This is a genomic window from Rhizobium sp. BK060, from assembly GCF_014193145.1.
Taxonomy (GTDB): domain Bacteria; phylum Pseudomonadota; class Alphaproteobacteria; order Rhizobiales; family Rhizobiaceae; genus Rhizobium.
In genome coordinates this window covers 89,842-107,137 of record NZ_JACHYW010000024.1, presented here as the reverse complement: position 1 = coordinate 107,137, position 17,296 = coordinate 89,842, and the positions used below count along the sequence as shown (strand labels likewise).

The 17,296-nt window shown below is 59.4% G+C and carries 19 protein-coding genes; 6 read left to right on the top strand and 13 right to left on the bottom strand.

What is annotated here, in order from left to right; translation table 11 throughout:
* Positions 1-108 precede the first annotated feature (108 nt).
* A complete protein-coding gene (locus tag FHT71_RS23580) occupies positions 109-1,992 on the bottom strand; it encodes an ABC-F family ATP-binding cassette domain-containing protein (RefSeq protein WP_132591822.1) in 1,884 nt (627 codons plus the stop codon).
* A gap of 189 nt (positions 1,993-2,181) precedes the next feature.
* On the opposite strand from FHT71_RS23580, the gene FHT71_RS23575 reads away from it, so the two are divergent.
* Together FHT71_RS23575 and FHT71_RS23570 are read left to right on the top strand one after the other, a co-directional pair.
* On the top strand, positions 2,182-2,493 hold the full coding sequence (locus FHT71_RS23575) for a hypothetical protein (protein ID WP_132591824.1): 312 nt from the start codon (positions 2,182-2,184) through the stop codon (positions 2,491-2,493).
* Entirely contained in the window at positions 2,490-4,094 is a 1,605-nt protein-coding gene (locus FHT71_RS23570) for a methyl-accepting chemotaxis protein (RefSeq protein WP_183722255.1), read from the top strand. The genes FHT71_RS23575 and FHT71_RS23570 overlap by 4 nt, the downstream gene beginning before the upstream one ends.
* Positions 4,095-4,158: 64 nt before the next feature.
* Here the strand turns inward: FHT71_RS23570 and FHT71_RS23565 are convergent, their stop codons facing one another.
* Together FHT71_RS23565 and FHT71_RS23560 are read right to left on the bottom strand one after the other, a co-directional pair.
* Entirely contained in the window at positions 4,159-5,208 is a 1,050-nt protein-coding gene (locus tag FHT71_RS23565; protein WP_183722252.1) for a GGDEF domain-containing protein, read from the bottom strand.
* A gap of 144 nt (positions 5,209-5,352) precedes the next feature.
* Positions 5,353-5,868: a DinB family protein gene (locus FHT71_RS23560; RefSeq protein ID WP_007800973.1), complete on the bottom strand. Its 516-nt coding sequence runs from the start codon at positions 5,866-5,868 to the stop codon at positions 5,353-5,355.
* A 200-nt stretch (positions 5,869-6,068) separates the two neighbouring features.
* Between FHT71_RS23560 and ndk the strand changes: the two genes are divergently transcribed.
* Positions 6,069-6,491, top strand: coding sequence for a nucleoside-diphosphate kinase (gene ndk / locus FHT71_RS23555; RefSeq protein WP_007800975.1), 423 nt, complete (start codon positions 6,069-6,071; stop codon positions 6,489-6,491).
* 69 nt (positions 6,492-6,560) lie between these two features.
* Here the strand turns inward: ndk and FHT71_RS23550 are convergent, their stop codons facing one another.
* Together FHT71_RS23550 and FHT71_RS23545 are read right to left on the bottom strand one after the other, a co-directional pair.
* A complete protein-coding gene (locus FHT71_RS23550; RefSeq protein ID WP_007800977.1) occupies positions 6,561-7,064 on the bottom strand; it encodes a hypothetical protein in 504 nt (167 codons plus the stop codon).
* Positions 7,061-7,612 (bottom strand): CGNR zinc finger domain-containing protein, encoded by a 552-nt coding sequence (locus FHT71_RS23545; RefSeq protein ID WP_037084032.1) that lies wholly within the window; start codon positions 7,610-7,612, stop codon positions 7,061-7,063. Before FHT71_RS23545 ends, FHT71_RS23550 begins: the two co-directional genes overlap by 4 nt.
* Positions 7,613-7,675: 63 nt before the next feature.
* Between FHT71_RS23545 and FHT71_RS23540 the strand changes: the two genes are divergently transcribed.
* A complete protein-coding gene (locus tag FHT71_RS23540; protein WP_183722249.1) occupies positions 7,676-8,572 on the top strand; it encodes a branched-chain amino acid ABC transporter permease in 897 nt (298 codons plus the stop codon).
* Here FHT71_RS23540 and FHT71_RS23535 read toward each other — a convergent pair whose 3' ends face one another.
* From FHT71_RS23535 to FHT71_RS23515, 5 genes are all read right to left on the bottom strand, one after another.
* Positions 8,573-9,040 carry a molybdenum cofactor biosynthesis protein MoaE gene (locus tag FHT71_RS23535; RefSeq protein ID WP_132591831.1) on the bottom strand — a complete coding sequence of 156 codons (468 nt, stop codon included), beginning with the start codon at positions 9,038-9,040 and terminating at the stop codon, positions 8,573-8,575.
* Between the two features lies 1 nt (position 9,041).
* Positions 9,042-9,296: a molybdopterin converting factor subunit 1 gene (gene moaD, locus FHT71_RS23530; protein ID WP_132591833.1), complete on the bottom strand. Its 255-nt coding sequence runs from the start codon at positions 9,294-9,296 to the stop codon at positions 9,042-9,044.
* Positions 9,293-9,883 (bottom strand): CDP-diacylglycerol--glycerol-3-phosphate 3-phosphatidyltransferase, encoded by a 591-nt coding sequence (pgsA, locus tag FHT71_RS23525; RefSeq protein WP_007800987.1) that lies wholly within the window; start codon positions 9,881-9,883, stop codon positions 9,293-9,295. Before pgsA ends, moaD begins: the two co-directional genes overlap by 4 nt.
* A 110-nt stretch (positions 9,884-9,993) precedes the next feature.
* On the bottom strand, positions 9,994-12,033 hold the full coding sequence (uvrC, locus tag FHT71_RS23520) for an excinuclease ABC subunit UvrC (protein ID WP_183722247.1): 2,040 nt from the start codon (positions 12,031-12,033) through the stop codon (positions 9,994-9,996).
* Complete coding sequence (locus tag FHT71_RS23515; protein ID WP_183722244.1) at positions 12,030-12,797, bottom strand: SDR family oxidoreductase; 768 nt, start codon at positions 12,795-12,797, stop codon at positions 12,030-12,032. Before FHT71_RS23515 ends, uvrC begins: the two co-directional genes overlap by 4 nt.
* Before the next feature lie 362 nt (positions 12,798-13,159).
* On the opposite strand from FHT71_RS23515, the gene FHT71_RS23510 reads away from it, so the two are divergent.
* Positions 13,160-13,792: an outer membrane protein gene (locus FHT71_RS23510; RefSeq protein WP_132591837.1), complete on the top strand. Its 633-nt coding sequence runs from the start codon at positions 13,160-13,162 to the stop codon at positions 13,790-13,792.
* Between the two features lie 63 nt (positions 13,793-13,855).
* Here the strand turns inward: FHT71_RS23510 and FHT71_RS23505 are convergent, their stop codons facing one another.
* The gene (locus FHT71_RS23505) at positions 13,856-14,695 is read right to left on the bottom strand and encodes an oxidoreductase (protein WP_132595175.1); all 840 of its coding nucleotides are present in this window, start codon (positions 14,693-14,695) and stop codon (positions 13,856-13,858) included.
* A gap of 113 nt (positions 14,696-14,808) precedes the next feature.
* On the opposite strand from FHT71_RS23505, the gene FHT71_RS23500 reads away from it, so the two are divergent.
* A complete protein-coding gene (locus FHT71_RS23500) occupies positions 14,809-15,702 on the top strand; it encodes a LysR family transcriptional regulator (protein ID WP_132595177.1) in 894 nt (297 codons plus the stop codon).
* Between the two features lie 2 nt (positions 15,703-15,704).
* On the opposite strand, the gene FHT71_RS23495 is transcribed toward FHT71_RS23500, so the two are convergent.
* Together FHT71_RS23495 and FHT71_RS23490 are read right to left on the bottom strand one after the other, a co-directional pair.
* On the bottom strand, positions 15,705-16,301 hold the full coding sequence (locus tag FHT71_RS23495) for a glutathione S-transferase family protein (protein ID WP_007801000.1): 597 nt from the start codon (positions 16,299-16,301) through the stop codon (positions 15,705-15,707).
* Between the two features lie 58 nt (positions 16,302-16,359).
* Positions 16,360-17,229: a 23S rRNA (adenine(2030)-N(6))-methyltransferase RlmJ gene (locus FHT71_RS23490; RefSeq protein ID WP_183722242.1), complete on the bottom strand. Its 870-nt coding sequence runs from the start codon at positions 17,227-17,229 to the stop codon at positions 16,360-16,362.
* Positions 17,230-17,296 lie beyond the last annotated feature (67 nt).

The window sequence follows — 17,296 nt, the reverse complement described above, 5'->3', positions numbered from 1 at the left end:
GTCATGAAAGGTGGCTCAGCCATGGATTCGATACAAATCGAAAGGAGCACGCTATGAAAAGGTGATTGATCTTGACGGCGAAATCCTCATGTGAGTTTAGAGCTGTGGCTATCCGGCCATGGCTTCCTCGTATTCCGACGAAAGCTCCAGCCACAGCTCTTCAGCCACAGCGAGCTTTGCGGCAGCCTCGCCACGCTGTTTGGCTTTCTCGGCGGCTTTCGCAGGCGCCTTTTCGTACAGCAGCGGATCTGCAAGTTCCGCATCAAGCGCCTGAATCAGTTTCTCCAGCTTGCCGGTCAAGGATTCGATTTCGTTGATCTTTTTCTTGAGCGGCGCAAGCGACGCGCGTTTCTCTGCATTCAGTTTGCGCTGGTCCGCCTTCGAGGCGGACTCTTCAGCGAGCTGAGGCCTCTCATCCTTCTTTTTACCCGATGTGACAACGAGGTCGCGATACTCGTCCATATCGCCATCAAAAGTCGTCACGGTGCCGTTGTTGACGAGCCACAATCGATCGACCGTCGCCTCGATAAGATGGCGGTCGTGGGAGATCAGGATGACGGCGCCCTCGTAGTCGTTCAGCGCCTCGATGAGTGCTCGCCGGCTGTCGATGTCGAGATGGTTCGTCGGCTCGTCGAGAATCAGCAAATTCGGCGCGTGGAAGGCGGCGAGACCCATCAGCAGCCGGGCTTTCTCACCGCCGGAAAGATCCTTTGCCGCTGTCGACATCTTCTCCGTCGCGAGGCCCATCTGGGCGACACGCGCCCGCACCTTTGCTTCGGGTGCATCCAGCATCAAGCGGCGCACATGCTCGACCGGTGACTGGTCGGGGATCAGGTCGTCGAGCTGGTGCTGCGCGAAGAAGCCGATCTTCAGGTTTGGGGCGAGCTTGACTTCTCCCGCCTCCGCCGACAGGCGACCGGAAATGAATTTCGCGAAGGTGGATTTGCCATTGCCGTTGGAGCCGAGCAGTGCGATGCGATCGTCGTTGTCGATACGCAGATTGAGGCCTCTCAAGATCGGCTTGCCAGGCTCATAGCCGACCGCGCCACCGCTGATGGCAACGATGGGGGAGGCCGGCTGCTTTTCCGGCTCGGGGAAGGTGATCGGCTGCACGTGATCTTCGATGACGGCTGCCACTGTGCCCATGCGCTCCAACGCCTTGACGCGGCTCTGCGCCTGGCGGGCCTTGGAGGCTTTCGCCTTGAAGCGATCGATGAAGCTCTGCAGGTGTTTGCGCGCGGCCTCGTTCTTCGCTCGTGCCTTTGTCTGCAGCTCGTCGGCTTCGGCCTTCTGCCTTTCGAACTGATCGTAGCCGCCGCGATAGAAGGTGAGCTTCTTTTGATCGAGGTGGACGATCGCGTTGACGGCGTTGTTCAGCAGGTCACGGTCATGGCTGATGATGATGACCGTGTGCGGATATCGACGCACATAATCCTCGAGCCACAATGTGCCTTCGAGGTCGAGGTAGTTGGTCGGCTCGTCGAGGAGCAGCAGGTCGGGCTCGGAAAATAGAACCGCAGCGAGGGCGACGCGCATCCGCCAGCCGCCCGAGAAGGACGAGGCCGATCGCGACTGCGCTTCCTGATCGAAGCCGAGGCCGGCCAGAATGGCGGCGGCGCGCGCTTCCGCAGAATGCGCATCGATATCGACGAGCCGCATCTGGATTTCGGCGATGCGGTGCGGATCGGTGGCGCTTTCCGCCTCCGCCAGCAAGGCTGAGCGCTCCTTGTCGGCTGCCAACACGATTTCAATCAGCGCGTCTTCTGTTCCCGGTGCTTCCTGCGCCACCTGACCGATGCGGGCATTTTTCGGGATCGATATCGAACCGCTTTCCGAAGCCAAGTCGCCGGTGATGACCCGAAAAAGCGTGGACTTGCCCGCACCATTGCGGCCCACCAAGCCGGCCTTGGTGCCGGCCGGTAACGAAACGCCGGCGTGATCGAGAAGGAGGCGGCCGGCAACGCGCGCGGAAATATCGGAAATCGTGATCATGGGTCGGGTTTTGTCGGAACTCTTGGCCGAAGGCAAGGGCGCGCCGAAGCGGGACGGCACGATATGGCGGAAAGTTACATTACTTCCGTAACCTTTTGCTAATTGGCGTGTGTTGAAGTGCATTACACGCCATGATTGTTTCGGCGGTGGGCTCGTGCGATGTCGGCGCGGATTGAAGGATAGGCATTCATGTCCCGCAACGCCGATATTCTCGTGGTGGTCGCGAGTTTTACGTTCATCTGCCTGCTTTCAGCCGTCGCCTTGCTCTTTCCCGCCGGTCCGTTCGTCGTCGTTATCGCCTCACCCGACATTCGGGCAGCGCAAATGCACCAAATGATCGGCGACGCGGGCGGGCAATATATCGCGGAAGGACGCTACCCATGGATGGCAGTCGCCCATTCCGATCATGCCGGTTTCGCGCAGCGCCTCCTCAGGCATGGAGCGCTGCTCGTTACTAACCACTGGATGACCGAGAGTTGTTTGATGAGGGGGACTGTATGAAATCGATCGACAGCCTGCGCATGCGCGTCGCCGGTGGCATTCTGCTGCTGCTCTGGATAGATCTGGGCCTTCTGGCCCTCAGGCTGTTCGCCTATTCCAGCCTTCCGGCAACGGTGGTTACTCTCTGCGGCGTCGCCATTGTGGCGTTGGCAACCATTCTCTGGTTCATCGATCGAGCAGGTGCTGTCACCCGTGTGGTATCGTCCATGGCACACGCGGCGCTCGTCGCTCTGCTCGTGTACAGTTTCAGCGGCTCGCCGCTGCAGATTGACATCCATATGTATTTCTTCGCAACGCTGGCGATCTGCGCGGCATGGATCGATTGGCGCGCGATCATCGCCTATGCCGCCGTCGTTACTGTTCATCACCTGGTGCTTTTCTTCCTGTTGCCGGTGGCGGTTTTTCCCGGAACCTCGGATTTCACGCGCGTGCTTTTACACGCGACGGTTCTGGTCCTGCAGAGTGTTGTGCTAGTCGCCCTCGTTCACCGAGTAGCAAAAGCGCTCGCGTCTGTGGAAACTGCGGAAGAGGCGGCCGAGTGGGCGACGGCAGCCCAAAGGGCTGCCGAGGAAATGGGAATCAAGATGATGGAGACGGAAGCACGTGCGGCGGACGAGCGCGCTACGCGGGATCGCGAGCGCATCGAGCAAGCCGAACAGACGCTCTTTGCTGTCAGGCGGCTCGATGAAGCCCTTGCCGCTTTGGCAAGCGGCGACCTATTGTTCCGGCTGCAGCAACCCTTCGCTGGTGATCTCGAGCGCTTGCGTACGGCGTTCAACCTTTCGGCCGGGAATCTGCAGGAGGTCATGTTGACGGTCGGCGATGCTGCCAGGGCCGTTCGCTCCAGTTCGTCATCGATCCGCGATTCCAATAACGACCTTGCCCGGCGTGCAGAGCAACAGGCTTCCTCGGTTGAGGAGACCGCGGCTGCCGTCACGCAGATCGTGGAGACCGTCCAACAATCGGCGAAACGCGCGGAGGAGGCGGGTCAGTTGGTGGCGCAAACCGTTGAGGTGGCGCAGAAGTCCAACGCTGTGGTGGTTGCCGCCGTTGGTGCCATGGGGAGAATAGAGGGATCAGCCAGGCAAATCGGCAATATCGTTGGGGTCATCGACGAGATCGCGTTTCAGACCAACCTTCTCGCCTTGAATGCGGGTGTTGAGGCGGCGCGAGCGGGCGAAGCGGGCAAGGGATTTGCAGTCGTCGCTCAAGAGGTCCGCGAACTGGCACAACGCTCCGCGGTCGCCGCGCGCGAGATCAAGACGCTGATTGCCTCTTCGGATGCGCAGGTGCGGGAAGGCGTCTCCCTGGTAAACGATACTGGACACACGCTGACGCTGATCGCCGCGAGCGTTACGAACATTCGCGTGCACATCGACGCCATCGTCGAGGGCGCGCGCCAACAGTCAGCTGCTCTCGGCGAGATTGGTTCGGCAATCGGCGCAATTGATGCGATCACGCAAAAGAATGCTGCGATGGTTGAGGACTCGACTTCCGCGGCCCGCCTGCTCACGACGGAAGCCGAGCGCCTTGAGGATATCCTCGGTCGCTTCGCGGTCGTTGGAAGACAGTCAGTGCTTCGACTGGCGGCGGGAGAATGAAGGCGCCGTACTTTGCGATAAGCGCATCGTGGCCTTGGGGCGGATGAAAGCTTGAGCGTGGCGCTCAGCGCCCAAACGCTTGCACGGGTTGCCGGCGGTTTGATTGGGCAGCGTAGAGTGCGACACGCGCATTTGCCTGCAACTGCGATGCCGTCGCTGCGTCGGCGCTCAGTGCGATCCCGAGCGAAATCGTCAGCCTCGTCCCGGTGCCGTTGTCGGAGGTCGCGAAGACCAGGTTGTCCTCCGCCGACGTGCGCAGGCGTTCAGCAATCACCACGGCCTCTTGCATGCCGACATTGGCAAACAGCAAGGAGAATTCGTCACCGTCCGTTCGCGCGACAACGTCATTCTTCTTGATTGATTTACGGAAGATGTCCGCCAGCTTCTTCAACAGCCGGCTGCCGGTGTGTGTGCCGTAGCGACTATTGAATGCCTTGAAGTCATCGATATCGACCATGATGAGAGCACTGCCGGCGAAGCCTTCGTCGCGTTCATAAAGATCGGCGATTACCTTGTTGAGCGCGATACGGTTTGGCAGGCCTGTCAGTTTGTCGGTCGTGGAGGCAACCTGCGCCGCCGCCACACCGCGTGCCAGCGTCTCAAGCCGTTCGAGATCGGCTTGCAGCTTCGTCTGCAGCGCCGTTTCTCCGCTTGTCGCTTCCTCAAGCGCTTGCGAGAGATACTCCATCTCGTTCATCAGAGAGGACAGGCTCTGTTCCGGATCGCCGACGATTGAGTTCAATACGGTTTCTGCCGCCCGCGTGAACGCTCGTCTGTGGATAAGGCAGTCGGCAAGATGCTCTGCTGCCTCTCGCAGGAGTTTGGCGGCCTCTGCCTGGGACGTATTGTCGATCATGCCGCAATGACTGACGAGACGGTACTTCAGGCCGAGATCATCGAGGGAAGCCTGGTTCGGAGCCGAGCCGAGGGATGCGATATCCTGTGCCAAGGCTGCGTTCTGCCCGATGATTGCCTCGTACAGAAGTTCGTAGTTGCGAGGCAGGCCCGCAATGCCGAGACGCGTGATATGCTGGCTGACCCGTTGGATGTCCGTTCCAGAGCCTGGGCGTGAGGCTTCGCGTTGCACCTGTAAATCCGATGCTGCATGTCGCATGACCGTCCCCTTCGCTCGTCGGCCCTGTTCGGCCTGGCGCTGTTCTTCCTATGCGTGCAATGGCTTAAGATAGGTTGAATCCCGACCGTCTGAGGGGCGTGCGCCCGGGTGGTTCTTATGACGCGGTTAACGGGTGCTTGATGCTCAGTTGTCGAGCCATCGTTTGCCGTCTGCGCGCAGGTAGTATGCGAGGTCGAGGCGGAGACTGGCTTTTCCGAGCGCCGTCAGCGTCATGTGGCATTGGCCACGGTGATGGGTTTGATGATTAAAGAAATGTGAGAGGCCCGACCACAGCGGTTGCCTGATCTCGATCGGCTGGATGATCGGCATGTAGGTGAAGTTCGCAGCAAGAGAGGATTCATCGAGCGTATCTATCCAGTTTATGATCCGCTGGTCTTCGATTTGACGGACCCCGAGTAGTGACGGAAGATCCTCGTGAAGCACGCTGTCGAGCGTTGAAGGGGCATCGCCGGTGCCGGTAAAGCGCTTCATCCAGATCCGATCGGCCGCCAGGAGATGATTGAGTGTTTTCTGCAGCGAACCAAAAAAGGCCCCCCGATTTTCCTGAAATTCCGCCTCTGTCAGTTCGGACGCGGCGGCGTATACGATCGCGTTGGCCCAACGATTGTAATCCGCAAACATCTTATATTGTTTCAGCATTTTCTATCCTGCCTCCATTTGGCAGCTGATGTTAAGGCAATTTAGGTCAATCATCTTTGATAAGACCATGAAAGTCGATGATGGTCGGACTGTAGGCTGGAACATGACAGCGGCGTGAAATTGCCGATGCCCACTTGTTTTCGGGCTATCAGGCGGGTAAACACCGCCCACTTTTCCCACGGAATAAAGGATTTTGACCAATGGCGATTGAACGCACTTTCTCGATGATCAAGCCGGACGCAACGAAGCGCAACCTGACGGGCGCTATCACCAAGATTCTCGAAGACGCCGGCCTGCGCGTCGTCGCTTCCAAGCGCGTCTGGATGAGCAAGCGCGAAGCCGAAGGCTTCTACGCCGTTCACAAGGATCGCCCGTTCTTCGGTGAACTCGTTGAAACCATGACCTCCGGTCCGACCATCGTTCAGGTCCTGGAAGGCGAAAACGCGATCCTCAAGAACCGCGAAGTCATGGGTGCGACCAACCCGGCCAATGCTGACGAAGGCACGATCCGCAAGGTTCACGCCCTGTCGATCGGCGAAAATTCGGTTCACGGCTCGGACGCTCCGGAAACTGCTGCTCAGGAAATCAAGTACTGGTTCTCCGACACCGAAATCGTCGGCTGATTCAGGCTCTCAGCGAAACCGCTGAAGCTGTTGAATTGACTCTGAAAGCCGGGGCTCTGCTCCGGCTTTCTACGTTGAAGGACAGGTCGCAGCGGAATCGTAGTCTACGGTGCCGTCCGGTTTGAAGACCTCGGGGTTCTTCGTATAGAACGGCCCAACGACCAGCGGCTTACCGGGCATGACAGACTGGTCAAGGCTCGAAATCACCTCGGTCTTCAGGCTTTGCAACGTCTCTCCGTTGGCATCGACAAGGCGAACGCTCACGGCGTAAGGCTTGTCCTTCTTGACGCAATGAAGTGCCGGGCTCTGCAGCGTGATTTTGTCCCAGAACGGGTAGATCTTTTCACTGGTCACTAGCACGTCTCCGCCCGCAGGGTTCTCGAATTCCGCGATGGCGACGGTGCCTTCCGGGATCGGCGCCTTCTTGTTGAGGGTCACGACATAAGTCGCCACCGCGATCCGGTAGTTGAAAACGAAGACGCGGCCATTGACCTCGACCAGCTTGTCGGTCTCTCGCTGGCACCCTGTCAGCATTGCGGCTGCAACGAAAACGGCCATCGATAGCGCTTTCATGGCGCCTCTTCCTCTTTCCTCCGGCGATAGTGGCGGCTCGCCTTGGCGCGATTGCCGCACACCGCCATGTCGCACCAGGCGCGACTTCTGTTCTTGCTGCGGTCGATGAAGAGCCAGCCGCAATTGCGGCAGATCTTCATCCGCTCGGGATCCTGCATCGCGATCAGCCGCAACACCGAATGTGCGGTTGCAGCGTCGAGCCCATTTGCGTCACTGGCGCCGCGCAGCGTGCGTGCAAGCGCCTCCAGAAGGGTGGCGAGCAGCTGATCGTCGTTGTCGCCTGAGACGCGAGCCCGGAAATACCTATCCGTCGCCTCGCGCAACTCCAGGAAGTTCCTTTTGTTATGTGGTGTCGGACCAACCATGTCACCGAAGATCGCCCGCTCCGCGCAGAACTCCGCTGCAGCCTGCGGAAAGGTTTCCAGTTGGGCGGGTGCTTCGAAACGGTCGATCCGTCGCGTCTCGTCATGCCGGAGGACAACGCTGTTGGCGACATCCAGTGCCAATGCGCCTCCGGAAAAGCGGTGTGGGGTCCAGGAAAAGCTCATGATGAAAATATAACTGGTAAAATACATTTTGCTAGTTATGATTTCTGCAATCGGGAGTTCTTTATGGCCTATCTGCTGCAGCAATTGGCGAACGCGGTCCCTGTGGCTGCACTCTACGCTGCGCTTGCGTTCGGCTACGCCATCGCCTTTGGGGTCACCAAGCGCGCCGATATCACCTATGGGGCGATCTTCGCCTTCTCGGGTCAGATTTTGCTGCTCTTCACCGACCTCGGCTACAACAGGCTCTGGCTGATCCTGCCGGCCGCGCTGGCAATGGGGACGCTGTTCTCGTTAATCTATTCAATGCTGGCGGCGGCCTGGATCGGCCGCTCCATCATGCTGCCACTGGTGCGCCAGTCCTCGAACACAGTGATCGTGGCGGCGCTCGGCATCACTATTGTCCTCATGGAAACGGCCAGGCTTGCATCCGACACGAAAAGCCTGTGGCTTTCGCCCTTCCTGAACAGCGTCGTTGTGTTCTGGAGTGACGGGGCGTTCAAGGTCGCGCTTACGGAGATCCAACTCATCAATACCGGATTGATGTGCGTCATGATCGCGCTTGGCGTTATCATCATGAGGGGTACGTCCTGGGGGCGGCTGTGGCGGGCCGTCACCGACGATCCTCTGGCGGCAGAACTATGCGGCACCAGCGCCGATCGCGTCTTCCTCGTTGCCTACGCGGCGGCAGGCTTGATTGCCACAGCATGTGGCATCCTCGCCACTTTCTACTACGGCACGATGGATTTCGGTGCCGGTCTGATGTTCGGCCTCAAGGTCTTGATGGTTGCTGCCGTCGGCGGATATTCGGACCCGTTGAAGTCGGCCGCAGGCGCAGCCGGTCTCGGTGTCGCGGAGACGATGTGGAGCGCCTACGGCCCCTATCTCTGGCGCGATCTTGTGGTGTTCTCGCTGCTTGTGCTTCTTCTCGTCCTCAGCAGGAGGGAGCGAGCCATACCCTGATTATTTCCACTTGTCGCGTGCGGCGTCATCCGCGTCCCTGGCCGCAACCCATTCGCCCGTAGCGCCATCCTTGCCGTGCTCCTTCTTCCAGAAGGGAGCGGCTGTCTTCAGGTAGTCCATCACGAAATTCGCACCGTCGAATGCAGCCTGTCTATGGGGCGCAGCGGCGACGACCAGCACGATATTCTCCCGCGCAGCGATCTTGCCGTAGCGGTGGATTGCCGTCAGGCCGAGGAGCCCGAAGCGCTCGATCGCAAGGCTGGCGATCCGGCTCATCTCCGCCTCGGCCATGCCAGGATAATGTTCGAGTTCGAGCGCTGCGAGCCTGCCGCCTTCGTCACGGCACAAGCCTGAGAATGTCACGATCGCGCCTATGCCGCTGGCACGCGTGCTGAGCCGATCGACTTCCGCCTGAAGGTCGTAATCCTCGCGCTGGACGCGAATATCGGGCTCGACCTTGCTGCTCACGTCAGCCTCCGGTCATCGGCGGGAAAATGCCGATCTCCCTGGCATTCCCGATCGGCTCGTCGTGCTCGACATGCTCCTGGTCGATCGCGACGCGAATGACGTCGGGAAACTGAAGCGCGGTCTCATATTCTTCGCCCATCGTCTTCAAATGATTCAGAAGATCGGCAACGGTGACGACGGAAGAGGGCAGGGCTATCTCTTCTTCAGCCTTGCCGATCCGTTCGCGCACCCAGGCGAAATAGACGAGCTTTGTCATTCTTCATCATCCACGATGTGCTTCAGGCCCGCCCGGAAATAGTCGTAGCCGGTGTAGATCGTCAGAATCGCTGCGATCCAGAGAAGGCCGATGCCGGTCTTCGTCGTATAGGGGAATATTTCGTCACCAGCAGGGCCGGCCAGCAGGAATGCGATCGCGACCAGTTGCACCGTCGTCTTCCACTTCGCAATCCGGGTCACGGGCACGCTGACCTTGAGGGCCGCCAGATATTCGCGTAGTCCGGAGACAAGGATCTCGCGGCAGAGAATGGTGATCGCCGCCCAAATGGACCAGCCGGCGATCGTCTGGTCGGCAGCCACCAGCAGGAGAATGGACGCGACCAGCAGCTTGTCGGCGATCGGGTCGAGCATCCGGCCGATATTCGATGTCTGATTCCAAATGCGGGCGAGATAGCCGTCGAGAAAGTCGGTGATCGATGCGATGACGAAGATCCACAGCGCCACCCATCGCGCCGTATTGCTGATCGCAAGCTTTCCTTCGAGAAAGAAGCACAGCACGATCAACGGCACTGCCAGAATGCGGCCGTAAGTCAGCAGGTTCGGTATATTATATGCGCGCGATGCCATGAAACATGTCTCTGAAGTGATGTGCCCGTAGATGACGGCTTTGACCGCAAAGCGTCAACATTCTTTCTGTTTTTTCGCTGCCTTTGCGTGGAATTTGCGACCGTCTCCACCTATTTCGCGGCGTCGTCGTGAAAATGGTTGTAAACCTGCTTGGCGACGGTCTCAGAAATGCCCTCGACGGCCATCAGGTCGGAAAGAGCGGCGCGGGAGACCGCCTTGGCGGTTCCGAAATGCTGCAGCAGGGCGCGCTTGCGCGACGGCCCGATCCCGCCGATCTCGTCGAGCGGATTCTTAACCATCTCCTTCTTGCGCCGGGCACGATGCGAGCCGATGGCGAAGCGGTGCGCCTCGTCGCGCATGCGCTGAATGAAATAGAGGACGGGGTCGCGCGGCGGCAGGGTGAAGCTCTCGCGTCCCGGCGGGAAGAAGCGCTCGCGCCCGGCGTCTCGGTCGACTCCCTTGGCGACGCCGATGGCGATCACGCTGTCGGTAATCCCCAGCTCCTCAAGGATGGCGCGCACGGCCGTCATCTGTCCCTGTCCGCCGTCGATCAGGATGACGTCGGGCCAGGCGGGGAAGGACATGTCGGCTGCATCTGCCGGCGGTGCCTGCTGGCTACGGTCCGGAATTCCCTCTTCCTTGATTAGCCGGGAAAAGCGACGGGTCATCACTTCGCGCATCATACCGAAGTCGTCGCCGGGCGTGATGTCGGTCGATTTGATGTTGAACTTTCGGTACTGGTTCTTCACGAAGCCTTCCGACCCCGCCACCACCATGCCGCCGACCGCATTGGTGCCCATGATGTGGGAGTTGTCGTAGATTTCGACGCGCTGCGGCGTATAGGGAAGCCGGAACGTCTCCTTGAAGCCCTCGAGCAGGCGTGACTGCGAAGCCGTCTCCGCGAGCTTCCGACCGTGCGCCTCGCGTGCGTTGGCGATCACATGCTCGACCAGATCACGCTTCTCTCCGCGCTGTGGCACGAGGATGGACACCTTATGTCCGGTTTTTTCGCCGAGCGCGGCGGCAAGCAGTTCGATTTCCTCGACGGTCTCCGACAGCAGGACCTGCTTCGGCACTGGCTTGTCATCATAGAATTGCGCCAGGAAGGCGTTCAGCACCTCGGCTGCCGATAGTTGCGGATCAGCCTTTGGGAAGTAGGCGCGGTTGCCCCAGTTCTGTCCGGTGCGGAAGAAGAACACCTGGATACAGGAGACGCCGCCTTCATGATGGATGGCGAAGACATCCGCCTCTTCCACGCCGGCCGGATTGATGCCCTGGTGGCTGGAAACATGCGAGAGCGAGGCCAGACGGTCGCGGTAGACGGCGGCGCGTTCGAAGTCGAGATCCGCCGCCGCGAGGTTCATCGCCTTGGCCATATGTTCCTTGACCTTCTGGCTCTTGCCGGAAAGGAAGTCCTTGGCCTCCTGAACGAGCTCGCTGTAGCCCTCGTCGCTGATCTCACGTGTGCATGGCCCGGAACAACGCTTGATCTGATAGAGAAGACAGGGGCGGGTGCGCGTCTCGAAAACGCTGTCGGTACAGGTGCGAATGAGAAAGGCGCGCTGCAGCGAGTTGATCGTCCGACCGACGGCGCCGGCTGACGCAAAGGGGCCGAAATAGTCGCCCTTGCGGGCGCGGGCGCCGCGGTGTTTGAAGATCGCCGGGGCGCGGTGGTCGCCCGTGATCAAGATGTAGGGAAACGACTTGTCGTCGCGCAGCAGCACATTGAAGCGTGGCCGCAAGCGCTTGATCAGATTCGCTTCCAAGAGCAGCGCTTCGGTTTCGGTGCGCGTCGTTACGAACTCCATGTTCGCCGTCAGGCGCACCATTTGCGCGATACGGTTGGAGTGCACGCGGCCGAGCGCATAGTTGCTAACGCGCTTCTTCAGACTGCGGGCCTTGCCGACATAGAGGACGTCGCCGGCCTCGTTGAACATGCGGTAGACACCCGGACTGTTCGGCAGCCGTTTGACAAATTCGGCAATCAGTTCGGCACCGACGAGGCCGGTTTCGTTGATCCCGCCTTCATTCCAATCGATCGCAGCCGAAATCGGCGCAGCGGAGGCCTCGCTCTCCACTTCGATATCGTCGTCGCTTTCGTCCGTTTCGTCGTAAAGAACGCCGCCGTCCGGCAGCTTTCTTGAATTCATTCCATAATCTCCGCCACATCGGGCGTCTGCCAGGCAAGGTGCTGGCCGCCGTCGAGGGCAATCATTTGACCGGTGATCGAGGGCGTTTCGTAGAGGAAGCGAATCGTTTTGCCGAATTCCTCGAGCTTCGGCCCTCGCTGGAGGATAAGCGCTGAAACCTGAGCTTGGAAGTCTTCTTGCGACTGCCGTTCGCTTGGCATCGAGGGGCCGGGCCCGATGGCGTTGACGCGGATGCGCGGCGCGAGCGCCTGCGCCGTGGTCTGCGTCGCGGTCCACAAGGCTGACTTCGACAGTGTATAGGAATAGAAGCTCGGTCGCAGCGCCCAGACGCGCTGGTCGATAATGTTAATGATCAGACCATCCGCCCGTTCGGGCAGTTGCGCCGCAAAGTTCGCCGAGAGAATCGAGGGCGCGCGGACGTGGACGGCGAAATGCTCGTCCCAGGCCTTGGCGTCGATATGGCGGACGGAATCTTCGTGGAAAACAGAGGCATTGTTGACAAGCAGATCGATCGGTCCAAGCGTCTCTGAGACCTTCCTTATCAGATCGCTTGTCTCGTCAATTTTCTCGAGGTCAGCTTGCACGGCAAACGCCCGGGAGCCGCTTTGCCGCAATTCCGCCGCGAAATTCTCAGCCGCCTCAATCGAACGGCTGGCGTGGATCGCAACCGAAAATCCATTCGCGGCCAGATCCTCGACTATCGCCCTGCCTATTCTTTTGGCCGCTCCGGTCACGAGTGCCGTCCGAAGTCTTTTCTCGTTCAAAATCATGCCTTCTCGCCGCGAAACTCTGTTCGCTGCTTATATAGGCGCGGGAGAAGGTGAGATAAATAGCCGTTTTGATTGCGACGGCGCCGGAATTACTGTATGTATTAGTTAAGAATATATTTCCGTAAAATAAGTATTCATGATTTAACCATTCATTATGGTTAACAAATATTCTGTTGCGACAAAGCAACATCGAATTTCAGCCATCCAGGTGCCACAATCAAATCACAATTTGGCTCTTTCAAATCCTCAATTGGGCATCAATTTCTCTCCCTAACCGCAAGGGACATTTGTAATAGCCCGCGAATGCTTCGCTGTAGGACAGTTGACGAAGGACGCGGGTCTGAAAGGAGACGAGTATGCGTACGTTTATTGCTAGCCTGTTGGTTTCGACCGTTGCCCTTGGTGGGTTTTCCGCCGCTTATGCAGCCGATGCCGTTGATCAGATCCCGGAAGCTCCGGTTGCACAGAATGAACCGGCTCCAGCGGCCAACTGGCAGGGCTTCTATCTCGGCGGTGCCGGCACCTACAACATGGGCGGCTTTGGCGACAAGTACAACGCGCGCGCTCTCGGCGGTCAGATCTACACCGGCTACAATTGGCAGGCTGGCCAGATCGTATACGGTGCCGAAGCCGACATCGGCTACTCCGGCGCTGACGGTGCTGCTGGCGGTGGCACCGGCAAGAACGAAGTCAACGGCTCTATCCGCGGCCGTATCGGTTACGATCTGAACCCGTTCCTGCTGTACGGCACGGCCGGTCTTGCTGCTACGAAGAACAAGTTCAGCAACGCAGCCGGCTCTGACACCGACACGTCGCTCGGTTACACGGTTGGTGCGGGTGCAGAAACCTTCGTGACCAACAACATCACGGCCCGTGTCGAGTACCGTTACACCAACTACGCTGACAGCGACTTCAACGTCGGCGGCGCGAACATTTCGCGCGGCTACGACGAGCACAGCGTCAAGGTCGGTATCGGCGTCAAGTTCTAAGCCGAACATCAACTGCGGAAAAGCCGGGCTCTAGCCCGGCTTTTTTGTCTATGCGAGGAACCCTTAGACCTGCTTGGGGAAATCGGTCGAGACGGCAAGTTCACGCCATGCGGCGAGTTCCTTCGCGACGTGCTCGTTCTTCGCTTCGATCACCGCGACGGTGTCGCTGCCGAACGGCATGCGCAGCGGCGGGTTTTCGGCGTGCGCCAAGGTGACCATCGCCTTAGCAAGTCGGGCAGGGTCGCCGGGCTGCTGATGATTATGGCCGGCAGCGAATTCGCGCATCGCGCCGACAGGCGTTTGCTGATAGTCGGCGATCGAACTTGGGCTCACGGCAAGTGAGCTCTCATCCAGAAAGTCGGTGCGGAAAAAACCGGGCTCGACGACCGTCACCTTGATGCCAAGCGGAGCCACTTCGGCAGCGAGAGCCTCGGACAGGCCCTCGACGGCGAACTTCGTCGAGCAATAGATACCCCAACCGGCATGCGACTCGTAGCCGCCGATGGACGAGATGTTAAGCACATTCCCGGAGCGCTGGCGGCGCATCTGCGGCAGGACCGCCCGGGTAACCTTCAAGAGACCAAAGACGTTCGTGGCGTAGAGCTTCTCGATCTCTTCGGTGGTTGCTTCTTCCACGGCGCCCAGAAGCCCGAAGCCGGCATTGTTGAGCAGCACGTCGATCCTCCCGAAGCGCTTCACGGCTGCTTCCGCTGCCTTGTGCGCAGAGGCTTCGTCGGTCACGTCAAGCGACACGGTGAGCAGATGGGGATGATTGCCGAACTTCTCCTCAAGACCCTTCGGATTGCGCGCCGTCGCGACGACGGCGTCGCCGGCATTGAGAGCTTCCTGAGCGATAAGGGCGCCGAAACCACGCGATGCCCCTGTGATGAACCAAACACGCATGACGATCTCCTTTGTCCGTTGCGCTGCGATTTGCTTACGGAGTGAAGGTAGCGTATTGGCAGAGATGAGAGAATTTACGTTGTGTTTCATAATTTGCTGAGAAGAATTCATCAATGAAGCGTGTGCGCTCTACCGACCTGGCGATCTTCCTCGCGATCGCAAATCACCGAAGCTTCCGGAAAGCCTCGGTCGAACTGGGTGTTACGGCCTCTGCGCTGAGCCACGCATTAAGGGCAATCGAAGAGAGGTTGGCGGTTCGCTTGGTCAACCGGACGACCCGCGGCGTGGCCTTGACTGAGGCCGGCGAGCGACTGTTCGATCGCATCCGGCCTGCATTCCTCGATATTGACGCAGCACTCGACGATCTCAACAATTTCCGCGGCCAACCGCATGGCAAGCTGCGCATCAATGCGGCGCGGGCTTCCACCAAGCTTGTGCTCTTGCCGATCGTCTCGCGCTTCCTGAAGGCCTACCCCTCCGTCGAGGTCGAGATCGTCATCGATGACGCGCTGGTCGATATGGTGTCATCTGGCTTCGACGCCGGCGTGCGTTTCGGCGAAAGTATTGCCGCGGACATGATCGCCGTGCCGATCGGTCCGCGTCATCGCTTCGCAGTGGTTGCGGCGCCGAATTATTTCGAGGGCAGGGGTAGGCCGGTGACGCCGCACGATCTGCGCGACCACGAATGCGTGCGTTACCGTTTTGCCGGCGGCGCGTTCTATCGATGGGAGTTCGAACGCGGCGGGATCGAACTGGAGATCGAGGTCGCCGGTCCCCTGACGCTGGGGGATCAGGACATCATGCTGGATGCCGTGCTGCACGGCTGCGGCCTCGGATATCTTTTCGAGGAGCAGGTGCAGGAGGCGGTGGCCGATGGCAGGCTGATACGCGTGCTCGAAGACTGGTGTCCCTTCTATCCGGGCTTCTTCCTCTATTATCCGAGCCGTCGGCAGCTGCCGACGGCGCTGCGCGCCTTCATCGATTTCGCCAAGACCGACCAAGGCTAGGCTCAACTCTGAGGCTTCAGGTCGTCATAGGCGGCAAACTTCTTTTCGAACCGGCGAAGCCAGCCGATGAGTTCGGAATGATCGGCCTCCCACTGACCCTTGAAGCGCAGATCGAGGTAGCCGAGCGTTGCCGCCAGTGCGAAATGGCCGCCATGCAGCCGCTTACCGATCTTCGGTAGGTGAACGGCGAGGTGATTCAAGCCACTGACGGCCTTCTTCCATTGCCGGTCGATCCAGGGCTGGTGTACCTTTTCCTCGTCGCGGAAACGCCGCTCGTAGACGATTGCGAGAAGGCAGTCGCAGATTCCGTCGCAAAGCGCCTCGAGGATTTCAGCCTCCGTCCGTTTGCTGTTCTTCGAGGGATAAAGCTTCTTGCCTTTCAGTCGGCCGAAATAGTGCATGATGGCGATGCTGTCGAAGATCGACAGTCCGTCGTCGGTGAGCAGCGTCGGGATTTTGCCAAGTGGGTTGTTGTCGACAAGGATTGCCGGGCCGGCATTGGTGTCCACACGGATTTCGATGACATCGAGTTCCAGGTAGTGCGCCGCCATCCGTACTTTGCTGGAATAGGGAGAGCTTGGAGCGCAAAGAATCTTCATGGTCGTTGTTCCATATCGTTATGTCTCGGCGCGACTATTTCGCGCCGCCAGGAGTCGGTCAATCCTCCTTTGCCGCCCTGCTTTCACCGCGTAGCCAGAATGCGCGATGCGAGGCGTAGCGATCCTGCGCCAGATGGTCCTTGAGCGCGGGCAGCAAAGCATGCAGCTCGTCCTTCAACGTGAAGGGCGGATTGACGATAATCAGGCCGGAGCCTGTCAGCCCCGTGATGCCGCGATCGCTGCGCACGCTGAGTTCGGCGCAAAGCATTTTCGGAATATCGAGGGCCTGCAATGCCTCATGGAATTCCTTGATCGGCGCGCCCTTCTTCAGCGGATACCAAAGGCAGTAGGTGCCGCCGGGGAAACGGCGGTAGGCCTTTGCCAGACCATCCACCAGCCGTTCGTATTCGCCATCCTCCTCGAACGGCGGATCGACCAGGACGATGCCGCGCTTCTCTTTCGGGGGCAAGTGCGCGCCGAGCGACAGCCAGCCGTCAAGCTCGGTGATGCGTGCATGATGATCGCCCTCGAAGAGCCGATGCAGCCGCGCGAAATCCTCCGGATGCAGTTCCATGGCGGAAAGCCTGTCTTGCGGGCGAAACAGCATGCGCGAGAGCTTTGGCGAACCGGGATAAAAGCGGATGCCGTCTTCCGGGTTCAGTTCTCGGACAGCGGAAAGATATGGCTCCAACAGCTCTGCGACCTGCGGAGCGAGGTCCGCCCCCAGGAGCTTACCGATACCCTCGTTCCACTCGCCGGTCTTTTGTGCCTCCTCGGAGGACAAATCATAGAGTCCGATACCGGCATGGGTATCGAGCACGCGAAACGCCGCATCCTTCTTCTGCAGGTAGCGGATCAGCCGCGCCAGAACGGCGTGCTTGAGCACATCGGCAAAATTGCCCGCGTGGTAGATGTGGCGGTAGTTCATTTTTGCTGATGCCCGTTATGAATTCGCCTGATCGACGTCATTTGTGACTTTTGGCCGGTTTCCGGTT

Bases quoted from the DNA above. Each gene is read 5' to 3' on its own strand.
- FHT71_RS23580 (WP_132591822.1), bottom strand. From the start codon at position 1,992: ATGATCACGATTTCCGATATTTCCGCGCGCGTTGCCGGCCGCCTCCTT.
- FHT71_RS23575 (WP_132591824.1), top strand. From the start codon at position 2,182: ATGTCCCGCAACGCCGATATTCTCGTGGTGGTCGCGAGTTTTACGTTC.
- FHT71_RS23570 (WP_183722255.1), top strand. From the start codon at position 2,490: ATGAAATCGATCGACAGCCTGCGCATGCGCGTCGCCGGTGGCATTCTG.
- FHT71_RS23565 (WP_183722252.1), bottom strand. From the start codon at position 5,208: ATGCGACATGCAGCATCGGATTTACAGGTGCAACGCGAAGCCTCACGC.
- FHT71_RS23560 (WP_007800973.1), bottom strand. From the start codon at position 5,868: ATGCTGAAACAATATAAGATGTTTGCGGATTACAATCGTTGGGCCAAC.
- ndk (WP_007800975.1), top strand. From the start codon at position 6,069: ATGGCGATTGAACGCACTTTCTCGATGATCAAGCCGGACGCAACGAAG.
- FHT71_RS23550 (WP_007800977.1), bottom strand. From the start codon at position 7,064: ATGAAAGCGCTATCGATGGCCGTTTTCGTTGCAGCCGCAATGCTGACA.
- FHT71_RS23545 (WP_037084032.1), bottom strand. From the start codon at position 7,612: ATGAGCTTTTCCTGGACCCCACACCGCTTTTCCGGAGGCGCATTGGCA.
- FHT71_RS23540 (WP_183722249.1), top strand. From the start codon at position 7,676: ATGGCCTATCTGCTGCAGCAATTGGCGAACGCGGTCCCTGTGGCTGCA.
- moaD (WP_132591833.1), bottom strand. From the start codon at position 9,296: ATGACAAAGCTCGTCTATTTCGCCTGGGTGCGCGAACGGATCGGCAAG.
- pgsA (WP_007800987.1), bottom strand. From the start codon at position 9,883: ATGGCATCGCGCGCATATAATATACCGAACCTGCTGACTTACGGCCGC.
- uvrC (WP_183722247.1), bottom strand. From the start codon at position 12,033: ATGAATTCAAGAAAGCTGCCGGACGGCGGCGTTCTTTACGACGAAACG.
- FHT71_RS23510 (WP_132591837.1), top strand. From the start codon at position 13,160: ATGCGTACGTTTATTGCTAGCCTGTTGGTTTCGACCGTTGCCCTTGGT.
- FHT71_RS23505 (WP_132595175.1), bottom strand. From the start codon at position 14,695: ATGCGTGTTTGGTTCATCACAGGGGCATCGCGTGGTTTCGGCGCCCTT.
- FHT71_RS23500 (WP_132595177.1), top strand. From the start codon at position 14,809: ATGAAGCGTGTGCGCTCTACCGACCTGGCGATCTTCCTCGCGATCGCA.
- FHT71_RS23495 (WP_007801000.1), bottom strand. From the start codon at position 16,301: ATGAAGATTCTTTGCGCTCCAAGCTCTCCCTATTCCAGCAAAGTACGG.
- FHT71_RS23490 (WP_183722242.1), bottom strand. From the start codon at position 17,229: ATGAACTACCGCCACATCTACCACGCGGGCAATTTTGCCGATGTGCTC.